Genomic DNA, 12,314 nt, shown 5'->3' with positions numbered 1-12,314 from the left:
TTAATAATCCTGACCAAGACAAAACATTATTGCCATACAGGGATAATCAATGATCAATCGCTGGGAAGGCATCGATGAATTCGTGGCCGTGGCCGAGCTTGGCCAGTTCACCGCCGCGGCGGAGCGCCTGGGCGTATCGTCCTCGCATGTCAGCCGCCAAATCGCTCGCCTCGAAGAACGCTTGCAGACCCGCTTGCTCTACCGCAGCACCCGCCGGGTAACCTTGAGCGAGGCCGGGCAGACTTTCCTGCAGCACTGCCAGCGCTTGCAGGATGGCCACGAGGAGGCTCTGCGGGCGATGGGCGATCTTGCCAGCGAGCCCAAGGGGCTGTTGCGCATGACCTGCGCCGTGGCCTATGGCGAGCGTTTCATCGTGCCACTGGTGACGCGCTTCATGACCCAGTACCCGCAGCTGCGGGTCGAGGTCGAGTTGAGCAATCGCACCCTGGACCTGCTCCACGAGGGCATGGACCTGGCGATCCGCCTGGGCCGCCTGCAGGACTCACGTCTGGTCGCCACCCGCCTGGCACCGCGACAGATGTACCTGTGCGCCTCGCCGGCTTATCTGGAGCGCTACGGCCGGCCGCACAGCCTATCGGAACTGGCTCGGCACAACTGCCTGATTGGCAGCAGTGATGTCTGGGCGCTGAAACAGGAAGGTCGTGAACTGAGCCAGCGGGTGCAGGGCAACTGGCGCTGCAACAGTGGTCAGGCAGTGCTGGATGCCGCACTGCAGGGGATTGGATTGTGTCAGTTGCCGGACTATTACGTGCAGGAGCATTTGCGTAGCGGCGCACTGGTATCGCTGCTCGAAGCGCATCAGCCGCCCAATACCGCAGTGTGGGCGCTGTATCCGCAGCAACGGCATCTCTCGCCCAAGGTCAGAAGGCTGGTGGATTACTTGAAGGCGGAGCTTGGACAGTTGCCAGAATACGCAGGCATTGCCTGAGGTGTCAGGCGCGTGCCGACCAACGCTGGCGTAACCACTCCAGATCTTCGGGGCGGGTAACCTTGATGTTGTCGCTGCGCCCTTCCACCAGGCGCGGGGCCAATCCCGACCACTCCATCGCCGACGCCTCGTCGGTCACCGTCACATCGGACACCAGGCATTCGGCCAGTGCCCGGTGCAGGGCACCGAGGCGGAACATCTGCGGCGTGAAGGCTTGCCAGATGGTGCTGCGGTCAACCGTAGCGCTGACCCGGCCATTGCTGTCGGCGCGCTTGAGGGTGTCGCGGGCCGGCACTGCAAGCAAGCCGCCCACCGCATCGTCAGCCAGTTCCGCCAGCAACCGGTCGAGGTCACTGCGAGCCAGGTTCGGCCGTGCGGCGTCGTGTACCAGCACCCAGTCGCCATCTGCCGCGCCTTGAGCGTGCAGCAACAACAAGGCATTGAGCACGGAGTCGGCCCGCTCGCGCCCGCCGGCAGCACGCTGGATACGCGCATCGTTGGCGCAGGCCAGGCCTGGCCAGTACGGATCGTCGCCAGCAATACTGACCACCACCCCTTTGAGCGAGGGATGGCCTAGAAAACAGTCGAGGCTGTGCTCGATAATCGTCCGCCCGCCCAACTGCAGGTACTGCTTGGGACGGTCGGCAGCCATTCGCGCACCGACCCCGGCAGCGGGGATCACGGCCCAGAAGGCCGGCAGTGGCGAGGTCATTTCTGTGGCAACTGGAAGAGGGTTTCGCCCTCTTTGACCATGCCCAATTCGTGACGGGCCCGTTCCTCGACGGTCTCCATACCTTTCTTCAACTCCATGACTTCTGCGTCGAGCACGCGATTACGCTCCAGCAGCCGTTCGTTTTCGGCGTGCTGTTCGTCGATCTGCTGCTTGAGCTCGGTCACTTGCGCGAGGCTGCCACTGCCCACCCAAAGGCGGTACTGCAGGCCACCCAGCAACAGGAGCAAGATGAGAAACAACCAATAAGGACTGCGCATCAAAGTATCCAGGATTAAAAGGCCGCCGCTGCGGGGCTTCCGATAGCACGAAGCCTGGCCGAGGCCAGGCTTCGTTGACAGAAACCCGTAGGAGGTGTCTGAAAGCTCAGTAAGAACGCTCAGACAGCCTCGGCAGCTGCCTTTTTACCATCTCTTGCTTAGCCGCGAAACTCGTCGCGACCACGGTACACCGCCTTGGCGCCCAGTTGCTCTTCGATGCGCAGCAGCTGGTTGTACTTGGAGACGCGGTCGGAACGGCACAGCGAGCCGGTCTTGATCTGGCCAGCGGCAGTGCCGACAGCCAGGTCAGCGATGGTCGAGTCTTCAGTTTCGCCGGAGCGATGCGAAATCACTGCGGTGTAGCCGGCAGCCTTGGCCATCTGGATGGCTTCGAGGGTTTCGGTCAGCGAGCCGATCTGGTTGAACTTGATCAGGATCGAGTTACCGATGCTCTTGTCGATGCCTTCCTTGAGGATCTTGGTGTTGGTGACGAACAGGTCATCGCCAACCAGCTGGATCTTCTCGCCGATCTTGTCGGTGAGGATCTTCCAGCCAGCCCAGTCGGACTCGTCCAGACCGTCTTCGATGGAGATGATCGGGAAGCGCTCGGTCAGGCCTTTGAGGTACTCGGCAAAGCCTTCGGAGTCGAACGACTTGCCTTCACCGGACAAGTTGTACTTGCCGTCTTCGTAGAATTCGCTGGCAGCGCAGTCCAGGGCCAGGGTGACATCGGTGCCCAGCTTGTAGCCAGCGTTGGCAACGGCTTCGGCGATGGCTGCCAGAGCGTCTTCGTTGGAGGCCAGGTTTGGTGCGAAACCACCTTCGTCACCGACTGCGGTGTTCAGGCCACGGGCCTTGAGCACTGCTTTGAGGTGATGGAAGATTTCGGTGCCCATACGCAGGCCGTCGGAGAAGGTCTTGGCGCCAACCGGCTGAACCATGAACTCTTGAATGTCGACGTTGTTGTCGGCGTGCTCGCCGCCGTTGATGATGTTCATCATCGGTACTGGCATCGAGTACTGGCCTGGAGTGCCGTTGAGGTTGGCAATGTGCGCGTACAGCGGCAGGTCCTGGTCCTGTGCGGCGGCTTTGGCAGCTGCCAGCGACACGGCGAGGATAGCGTTGGCGCCGAGCTTGGCCTTGTTCTCGGTACCGTCCAGTTCGATCATGGCGCGGTCGAGGGCTTTCTGGTCAACCGGGTCCTTGCCCAGCAGCAGGTCGCGGATCGGGCCGTTGATGTTGGCAACGGCTTTGAGTACGCCCTTGCCCATGTAACGGCTCTTGTCGCCATCACGCAGCTCCAGCGCTTCGCGCGAGCCGGTGGAAGCACCGGACGGCGCGCACGCGCTGCCGATGATGCCGTTGTCGAGCAGTACATCGGCTTCCACGGTGGGGTTGCCACGCGAATCGAGAACTTCACGACCTTTGATGTCGACGATCTTTGCCATTGTTGTAAGCACTCCAGAATTGACGAAAACAACGCAGCTTAGGGAATTCGAGCCTTTCACCAGGCGAATATGCAGAGGGCAGGCCTGGCGAAGGGGAGCCCCTGACCCGAGGGTCAGGGGTAGAACGGGCGGTACTTTACCCGAGAAATGAGTGTTACGCGGTTTCTACCGTCGGAAAACTTTTCACCAGGTCGTCCAATTGCTTGAGCTGGGCCAGGAATGGCTCCAGTTTGTCCAGGCGCAGCGCGCATGGACCATCGCACTTGGCGTTGTCCGGGTCCGGGTGTGCTTCCAGGAACAACCCGGCCAGACCCTGGCTCATGCCAGCCTTGGCCAGGTCGGTGACCTGGCCGCGGCGACCGCCTGCAGAGTCCGAGCGACCACCCGGCATCTGCAGGGCATGGGTCACGTCGAAGAACACCGGGTACTCGAACTGCTTCATCAGGCCAAAGCCGAGCATGTCCACAACCAGGTTGTTGTAGCCGAAGCTCGAGCCACGCTCGCACAGGATCAACTGATCGTTACCCGCCTCGACGCACTTGGCCAGGATGTGTTTCATCTCCTGAGGTGCAAGGAACTGGGCTTTCTTGATGTTGATCACTGCGCCGGTCTTGGCCATCGCCACGACCAGATCGGTCTGACGCGAGAGGAAGGCCGGCAACTGGATGATGTCGCAGACTTCGGCAACCGGTGCTGCCTGATACGGCTCGTGCACGTCGGTGATGACCGGCACGTTGAAGGTCTGTTTGATCTCTTCGAAGATCTTCAGCCCTGCTTCCATGCCCGGGCCGCGGTAGGAGCTGACCGAAGAGCGGTTGGCCTTGTCGAAACTGGCCTTGAACACGTAAGGGATACCGAGCTTTTCGGTAACCCGCACGTACTCTTCGCAAACCTTCATGGCCAGATCACGCGACTCCAGCACGTTCATGCCACCGAACAGAACGAACGGCTTGTCGTTGGCGATCTCGATGTTACCGACGCGAATGATCTTCTGGGTCATGGATCAGGCCTTGTTCTTCTGGACCAGTGCCGCCTTGACGAAGCCGCTGAACAGCGGATGACCGTCACGCGGGGTGGATGTGAACTCGGGGTGGAACTGGCAAGCAACGAACCACGGATGGTCCTTCGACTCGACCACTTCGACCAACGCGCCGTCACCGGAACGCCCGGAAATCTGCAGGCCAGCTTCAATCATCTGCGGCAGCAGGTTGTTGTTGACCTCGTAGCGGTGGCGGTGACGCTCGACGATCACGTCCTTGCCATAGCAATCGTGGACCTTGGAGTTGCCGATCAGCTGGCATTCCTGAGCGCCCAGACGCATGGTGCCGCCCAGATCGGAGGCTTCGGTACGGGTTTCGACGGAACCGGTGTTGTCGGCCCACTCTGTGATCAGACCCACCACCGGGTGCTCGCTGTTGCGGTCGAACTCGGTGGAGTTGGCGTCGGCCCAGCCCATTACGTTACGGGCGAACTCGATCACGGCAACCTGCATGCCCAGGCAGATACCCAGGTACGGCACCTTGTTCTCGCGAGCGAACTGGACCGCCTTGATCTTGCCTTCGACACCGCGCAGACCGAAGCCGCCCGGGACCAGAATGGCATCAGCACCTTCGAGCAGGCTGGTGCCCTGGTTCTCGATGTCTTCGGAGTCGATGTAACGCAGGTTGACCTTGGTGCGATTCTGGATACCGGCGTGGCTCATCGCTTCGATCAGCGACTTGTACGCATCCAGCAGCTCCATGTACTTGCCGACCATGGCGATGGTGACTTCATGCTCAGGGTTGAGCTTGGCGTCTACCACCTTGTCCCACTCGGACAGGTCAGCGCTGTCGCACTGCAGGCCAAAGCGCTCGGTGACGAAGTCGTCCAGACCCTGTGCATGCAGGATGCCCGGGATCTTGTAGATGGTGTCGGCGTCTTCCAGCGCGATCACCGCACGTTCTTCAACGTTGGTGAACTGGGCGATCTTGCGGCGCGATGAGTTGTCGATCGGGTGATCGGAGCGGCACACCAGCACGTCAGGCTGCAGGCCGATCGAGCGCAGTTCCTTGACCGAGTGCTGAGTCGGCTTGGTCTTGGTCTCGCCAGCAGTGGCGATGTACGGCACCAGCGTCAGGTGCATCAGCATCGCGCGCTTGGCGCCGACTTCGAAGCGCAACTGGCGGATCGCCTCGAGGAACGGTTGCGACTCGATGTCGCCGACCGTGCCGCCGATTTCGACCAGGGCAACGTCAGCGTCGCCAGCACCCTTGATGATGCGGCGCTTGATTTCGTCGGTGATGTGCGGGATGACCTGAATGGTCGCGCCCAGGTAATCACCACGGCGCTCTTTGCGCAGCACGTGCTCGTAGACACGGCCAGTGGTGAAGTTGTTGTTCTGGGTCATCGTGGTGCGGATGAACCGCTCATAGTGGCCCAGGTCAAGGTCGGTCTCGGCGCCGTCATGGGTGACGAACACCTCACCATGCTGGAACGGGCTCATGGTGCCTGGATCGACGTTGATGTACGGATCCAGTTTGAGCATGGTGACCTTAAGCCCCCGCGCTTCCAGGATGGCCGCCAGGGAAGCCGAGGCAATGCCTTTCCCCAATGAAGAAACAACACCGCCCGTGACGAATATGTAGCGCGTCATGAAAAACCCTAGAAGTCTGCGTTAAAGCGGCTAGCGCCGCCGGAGAAAGCGAAGGAAGGCCGAAGCCCCCGATCACCTGCGTCAATCACAGTGCATCTCGAAAAACTGCCGCGTCTGTACAGACCAGGTGCATACCCGGCATGGAGCTCGCTCGTCATTTTAGGAAATCAGCCCAGCAAAAAACTGCTTGGTAATCGGCAACTGCTGTGTTTTCGATGAAGCCACAGAAGTTGTATCAAGAAGGGAGGGTAGTCTACCGGAATCTAATCCTCAGCTCAAACCTTGCGCGTTGCTCGGCATCCGCCACTCCAAGGTACAGTCGCCCTGGGCCAGTTGCGGCAGGTTGGCCACTGCCAGCAGGCGCTCGCCCTGCCACAGCAGCGGCAGCCTTGGCCGAATGAAGTGTGGCACCTGATGCTCGTTGAGCAAGCGCTTGAGGTCGCGGTGGCCGCGGCCGGGCAGCGCCAGCCGTTCGCCGCCCTGACGATAGGCAATCCGCAGCGCTGCCTGCGGCAACGTACCGCACAGGCGTACGCGGCCGTTGCCCGGCAACTCTAGCGGCCGACCATGATCCGGCCAGGCAAGCTCGCCTGAAGGGGCGGCCAGCCAATCGCCGCTGAGCCACCAGATGCGGCCGTGGCTGCGTTGCAACTGACCGTCGGCCAGGCGCCAGATGGGTTGCGCGTCATCGGCGGCGTCGCGCAACGCTTCCCAACCGACCCAATGGCGGCTATCCGGCAACCGCGTGCGAGTGCTTAACCAGTACTGCAAAGCATTGCGCTGACGGGCGGGCGAGAGTGCCTTGAGCGCTTCCAGAGCGAGTGAGTCCAGCCCAGGCCATGCGCTCGGAGCGCCCTGCCCTGCCAGCGCCAGGTCGTCAGCGGCGAGTTCGTTGAGCAGGCTCAGCGCCTCGCCCAGATGATCGGCACTGCGCGCCAGGCTCTGGCTGGCTTGCGGCCAGCGCTGGTGCAGCAGCGGTAAAGCCTCGCCGCGCAGAAAATTACGGGCGTAGTGGGTGTCGGCATTGCTCGGGTCTTCTATCCAGCGCAGTTGGGACTGCTCGGCATAGCTGTGCAATTGTTGCCGCGACAGGGCCAGCAATGGCCTGACCAGTTGCCCCTGGCCAAGCGGCCTGGCTGCTGGCATTGCCGCCAGGCCACGCAAGCCGGCGCCGCGCAATAGCCTGAACAGCAGGGTTTCAGCCTGATCGTCGCGGTGCTGGCCGGTGAACAGGACTTCACCGGGGCGCAGAATGTCGGCAAAGGCGTGATAGCGAGCATTGCGCGCGGCTTGCTCGAGGCTGGCGCCGGGCGCGACCGTGACGTGGATGACCTGCAGTTCGATGGCGAGCTTGTCGCACAGGGATTGGCAATGGGCTGGCCAGCTGTCGGCGGCGGCTTGCAGGCCGTGGTGGATGTGGATGGCACGCAGGGGGGGCGCGCGGTGGCGGCGGGTATAGTCAGCGAGAAGGTGCAGAAGGACGCTGGAGTCGAGGCCGCCGGAGAGGGCGACATACCAGGCGGGAGCGTGCTGCCAGGGGGAAAGGCTGTGGGTGAGGTCGATCATGTGTGCCTCACTGAGAAGCTGGGGTCGCTGCGCGACCCCGACGGCATCAACTCAGATCAGAGACCGTAGCTCATCAGGCGGTCATAACGACGCTTGAGCAGCGTGTCATGGTCCAGTCCACTGAGCATATCCAGCTGCTGAATCAGCTCGCCACGAATGGTTTGCGAAACCTTGACTGGATCACGATGGGCGCCGCCCAGCGGCTCCTCGATCACTTGGTCGACAATATTCAGGCTCTTCAGGCGCTCGGCAGTGATGCCCATCGCTTCGGCTGCATCGGCAGCCTTGTCGGCGGTTTTCCACAGGATCGAAGCGCAACCTTCCGGCGAGATCACCGCATAGGTCGAGTACTGCAGCATGTTCAACTGGTCACAGACACCAATGGCCAGCGCACCGCCCGAACCACCTTCGCCAATCACGGTGGCGATAATCGGAGTTTTCAGCCGCGCCATGACACGCAGGTTCCAGGCAATAGCCTCGCTCTGGTTGCGCTCTTCGGCGTCGATGCCTGGGTAGGCACCCGGAGTATCGATGAAGGTCAGAATCGGCATCTTGAAGCGCTCGGCCATTTCCATCAGGCGGCAGGCCTTGCGGTAGCCTTCCGGACGCGGCATACCGAAGTTGCGACGCACCTTCTCGCGCACTTCGCGGCCTTTCTGGTGACCGATGACCATCACCGGCTTGCCGTCCAGACGCGCAGTACCACCAACAATGGCAGCGTCGTCGGAGAAGTGGCGGTCGCCGTGCAGCTCTTCGAACTCGGTGAAGATGTGCTGCAGGTAGTCCAGTGTGTACGGCCGGCGCGGGTGACGAGCCAGGCGCGCAATCTGCCAGCTGGTCAGATTGCTGAAGATGCTTTCGGTGAGGGTGCTGCTCTTGTCTTGCAGACGGGCAATCTCATCGCTGATGTTCAGCGAGTTGTCATTGCCAACCAGACGCAGCTCTTCAATCTTGGCTTGCAGGTCGGCAATCGGCTGTTCGAAATCGAGGAAATTCGGGTTCATAGGCATCCGTCTTGGGTCTACGGCCAGGCGGCCGGCCGGTTGATCCGTTTGGCGCCCTACCTTAAAGGATCAGGCGCATTCAGGTCGAGATTAAAAATTCATCGCATTAGCGGTATTGCAGGAAGACGTTCTCACGCCCGAACTGGTCACGCAGGGCTTGAATCAGCCCGTCCGCCGGGTCGATCGCCCAGTCATTACCAAACTGCAGCATGGCCTTGGCGTCGCTACCGGTGTATTCAAGGGTGATCGGGCAACCGCCACGATGGCGGGTGATCAGCTCACCCAGCCAGCGCAGGCGGTCACCTTTGAGTGCATCATGGGCGACCTTCAGGCGCAGGCTCTCGGCCAGCCGCGTGCGCGCGTCTTCCATGGTCATCACCTGCTTGACGCGCAGGCGCAGACCGCCAGAGAAATCATCGTTACTGACCTCGCCCTCGACCACGACCATGGCATCGTTCTGCAACAGTGCCTGGGCGGCCATGAACGAGTCTGCGAACAGCGAGGCTTCGATGCGTCCGGAGCGGTCATCGAGGGTGACGAAGCCCATCTTGTCACCCTTCTTGTTCTTCATCACGCGCAAGGCAATAATCATCCCGGCCACCGTCTGCACTTCGCGCGACGGTTTCAGGTCGATGATCCGCTGGCGGGCGAAGCGGCGGATTTCGCCTTCGTACTCGTCGATCGGGTGGCCGGTCAGGTACAGCCCCAGCGTGTCCTTTTCACCTTTCAAGCGCTCTTTGAGGGTCAGCTCGCGCGCCTTGCGGTGGTTGGCATAAACGTCGACATCGGCTTCGACGAACAGCCCGCCAAACAGGTCGATGTGGCCGCTATCGGCGGTCCGCGCAGTCTGCTCGGCCGACTTCACCGCCTCTTCGAGCGCCGACATCAGCGCTGCCCGGTTGCGGTCGATGTTGGCCTGGTAGGCCTTGATCTCGTCGTGGAAGTGCGGCCCGAGGCGATCCAGCGCACCGCTGCGGATCAGTGCGTCGAGAGTACGCTTGTTGACCCGCTTGAGGTCGATGCGCTCACAGAAGTCGAACAGATCCTTGAACGGCCCGCCGGCACTGCGCGCCTCGACAATGGCCTCCACCGGCCCTTCACCTACACCCTTGATCGCGCCCAGGCCATAAATGATGCGGCCATCGTCGTCGACTGTGAACTTGAACTCGGAGGCGTTCACATCCGGGGCGTCAAGGCGCAGTTTCATGGTGCGCACTTCTTCGATCAGCACCACCACCTTGTCGGTGTTGTGCATATCCGCAGAAAGTACGGCCGCCATGAACGGCGCCGGGTAGTGCGTCTTGAGCCAAGCGGTCTGATAAGAAACCAGGCCGTAGGCGGCCGAGTGCGACTTGTTGAAGCCGTAGCCGGCGAATTTTTCTACCAGGTCGAAGATGTTACCGGCCAGATCCGCACTGATGCCGTTGTTGGCACAACCCTCGATGAAGCCGCCGCGCTGCTTGGCCATCTCTTCGGGCTTTTTCTTACCCATCGCCCGACGCAGCATGTCAGCGCCGCCGAGGGTGTAGCCGGCCATGACCTGGGCGATCTGCATCACCTGTTCCTGATACAGGATGATGCCGTAGGTCGGTGCCAATACAGGCTGCAGGCCTTCGTACTGGTAGTCCGGGTGTGGGTAGGCCAGCTCGGCGCGACCGTGTTTACGGTTGATGAAGTCATCAACCATGCCCGACTGCAGTGGGCCTGGGCGGAACAACGCCACCAATGCGATAAGGTCTTCCAGGCAGTCGGGCTTGAGCTTCTTGATCAGCTCTTTCATGCCGCGCGACTCGAGCTGGAATACCGCAGTGGTCTCGGCCTTTTGCAGCAGCTCGTAGGTTTTCTTGTCGTCCAGCGGGATGAAGTCGATGTTCAGATCGGGCAAGCCTTCCTTGGCCTGCTCGCGGTTGATCGTCTCCATCGCCCACTTGATGATGGTCAGGGTGCGCAGGCCGAGGAAGTCGAACTTGACCAGCCCCGCCGCCTCGACGTCGTCCTTGTCGAACTGGGTTACCAGGCCGCCGCCCTCTTCGTCACAGGCGATCGGAGAAAAGTCGGTGAGCTTGGTCGGTGCGATAACCACACCACCCGCGTGCTTGCCGGTACCGCGGCAGACGCCCTCGAGCTTGAGGGCCATGTCCCAGATCTCGCGGCCATCCTCGTCGCTCTTGAGGAAGTCGCGCAGCACCTCCTCCTGCTCGTAGGCCTTTTCCAGGGTCATGCCGACTTCGAACGGGATCATCTTCGACAGACGATCAGCCAGCCCGTAGGACTTGCCCTGCACCCGCGCCACATCGCGCACCACCGCTTTCGCAGCCATGGTGCCAAAGGTGATGATCTGGCTTACCGCGTTACGCCCATAGGCGTCGGCGACGTACTCGATGACTCGGTCGCGGCCATCCATGCAGAAGTCGACGTCGAAGTCGGGCATCGATACCCGCTCAGGGTTGAGGAAGCGCTCGAACAGCAGGTCGTAGGCCAGCGGGTCCAGGTCGGTGATCTTCAACACGTAGGCGACCAGCGAACCGGCACCCGAACCCCGGCCAGGGCCGACCGGTACGCCGTTGTTCTTGGCCCACTTGATGAAGTCCATAACGATCAGGAAGTAACCGGGGAAGCCCATTTGGATGATGATATCCAGCTCGAACTTGAGCCGGTCCAGATAGACCTGACGCTTGGCCTCGTAGCCCTCGGTAGTGCCCTTGGGCAGGATCACCGTCAGGCGTTCTTCCAGGCCCTCGTGAGAAACGTGGCGCAGATAGTCATCGATGCCCATGCCATTGGGCGTCGGGAAGTCGGGCAGGAAGTGCTTGCCCAGTTGCACCTCGATGTTGCAGCGCTTGGCGATTTCCACCGTGTTGGCCACGGCGTCGGGCAGGTCGCTGAACAGCTCGACCATCTCTTCCTGGCTTTTCAGGTATTGCTGATCGCTGTACAGGCGCGGTCGGCGCGGGTCGTCGAGGGTCCAGCCCTCACCGATGCAGACGCGGGTTTCGTGGGCGTCAAAATCGGTCTGCTTGATGAAGCGCACATCGTTGGTCGCGACCAGCGGCGCGCCCACCCGGTCAGCCAGGGCTACAGCGGCGTGCAGGTAGTCTTCATCGCCAGGGCGATTGGTGCGCTGCAGCTCGACGTAGAAGCGCCCGGGGAACATGCCCAGCCAGTCGCGCAGCAACGCTTCTGCCTCTGCGCTGCGGCCGCTGAGCAGGGCCATGCCGATATCCCCCTCGCGGGCGGCAGACAGCGCGATCAAGCCTTCGCTGGCCTGGGCTATCCAGTCGCGCTGGATGACCACCAAGCCATTGCGCTGGCCGTCGACCCAGCCGCGCGAAATCAATTCGGTGAGGTTGCGATAACCCTTGGGGTTCATCGCCAGGAAGCAGATACGCGACAATGGCGCTTCCGGATCAGCCCCGGCCAGCCACAAATCGGCGCCGCAAATCGGCTTGATGCCGTTGCCCATCGCGCTCTTGTAGAACTTCACCAACGAGCACATGTTGCTCTGGTCGGTAATCGCCACTGCCGGCATGTTCAGTCCGGCCAAGGCCTTGGCCAGCGGCTTGATCCGCACCAGGCCATCGACCAGGGAGAATTCGGAGTGCACACGAAGGTGAACGAAAGAAACCGACATGTAAGGGGGCCTATAGCAGAGCAGCGGACAAGCGCGGGATTGTACCGCAAATGTGAACGGCTGCGCTGCCACGTGACGGCCTGCAGGGTCGCAG

The 12,314-nt window shown here is 61.6% G+C and carries 9 protein-coding genes; 1 reads left to right on the top strand and 8 read right to left on the bottom strand.

The window, feature by feature from the left end; translation table 11 throughout:
• The first annotated feature begins 52 nt into the window (after positions 1-52).
• Entirely contained in the window at positions 53-949 is an 897-nt protein-coding gene (locus AC58X1_RS15525; RefSeq protein ID WP_178080817.1) for a LysR substrate-binding domain-containing protein, read from the top strand.
• Positions 950-953: 4 nt separating this feature from the next.
• On the opposite strand, the gene ispD is transcribed toward AC58X1_RS15525, so the two are convergent.
• From ispD to dnaE, 8 genes are all read right to left on the bottom strand, one after another.
• Complete coding sequence (gene ispD, locus AC58X1_RS15520; protein WP_188035530.1) at positions 954-1,661, bottom strand: 2-C-methyl-D-erythritol 4-phosphate cytidylyltransferase; 708 nt, start codon at positions 1,659-1,661, stop codon at positions 954-956.
• The gene (ftsB, locus tag AC58X1_RS15515; RefSeq protein WP_101317280.1) at positions 1,658-1,939 is read right to left on the bottom strand and encodes a cell division protein FtsB; all 282 of its coding nucleotides are present in this window, start codon (positions 1,937-1,939) and stop codon (positions 1,658-1,660) included. Before ftsB ends, ispD begins: the two co-directional genes overlap by 4 nt.
• Positions 1,940-2,097: 158 nt before the next feature.
• Positions 2,098-3,387 carry a phosphopyruvate hydratase gene (eno, locus tag AC58X1_RS15510; RefSeq protein WP_101317278.1) on the bottom strand — a complete coding sequence of 430 codons (1,290 nt, stop codon included), beginning with the start codon at positions 3,385-3,387 and terminating at the stop codon, positions 2,098-2,100.
• A 154-nt stretch (positions 3,388-3,541) separates the two neighbouring features.
• Positions 3,542-4,387, bottom strand: coding sequence for a 3-deoxy-8-phosphooctulonate synthase (kdsA, locus tag AC58X1_RS15505; RefSeq protein WP_101317276.1), 846 nt, complete (start codon positions 4,385-4,387; stop codon positions 3,542-3,544).
• A 3-nt stretch (positions 4,388-4,390) separates the two neighbouring features.
• Positions 4,391-6,019 carry a CTP synthase gene (pyrG, locus tag AC58X1_RS15500; protein WP_101317274.1) on the bottom strand — a complete coding sequence of 543 codons (1,629 nt, stop codon included), beginning with the start codon at positions 6,017-6,019 and terminating at the stop codon, positions 4,391-4,393.
• 270 nt (positions 6,020-6,289) lie between these two features.
• The gene (tilS, locus tag AC58X1_RS15495; RefSeq protein WP_150570851.1) at positions 6,290-7,585 is read right to left on the bottom strand and encodes a tRNA lysidine(34) synthetase TilS; all 1,296 of its coding nucleotides are present in this window, start codon (positions 7,583-7,585) and stop codon (positions 6,290-6,292) included.
• Between the two features lie 56 nt (positions 7,586-7,641).
• Complete coding sequence (locus AC58X1_RS15490) at positions 7,642-8,589, bottom strand: acetyl-CoA carboxylase carboxyltransferase subunit alpha (RefSeq protein WP_101317270.1); 948 nt, start codon at positions 8,587-8,589, stop codon at positions 7,642-7,644.
• Positions 8,590-8,695: 106 nt separating this feature from the next.
• On the bottom strand, positions 8,696-12,220 hold the full coding sequence (dnaE, locus tag AC58X1_RS15485) for a DNA polymerase III subunit alpha (protein ID WP_497429078.1): 3,525 nt from the start codon (positions 12,218-12,220) through the stop codon (positions 8,696-8,698).
• Positions 12,221-12,314 lie beyond the last annotated feature (94 nt).

It is taken from the genome of Pseudomonas sp. PGPR N4 (assembly GCF_059693665.1).
The sequence above is the reverse complement of the archived record's forward strand: the minus strand, read 5'-3'. Positions and strand labels throughout refer to the sequence as shown.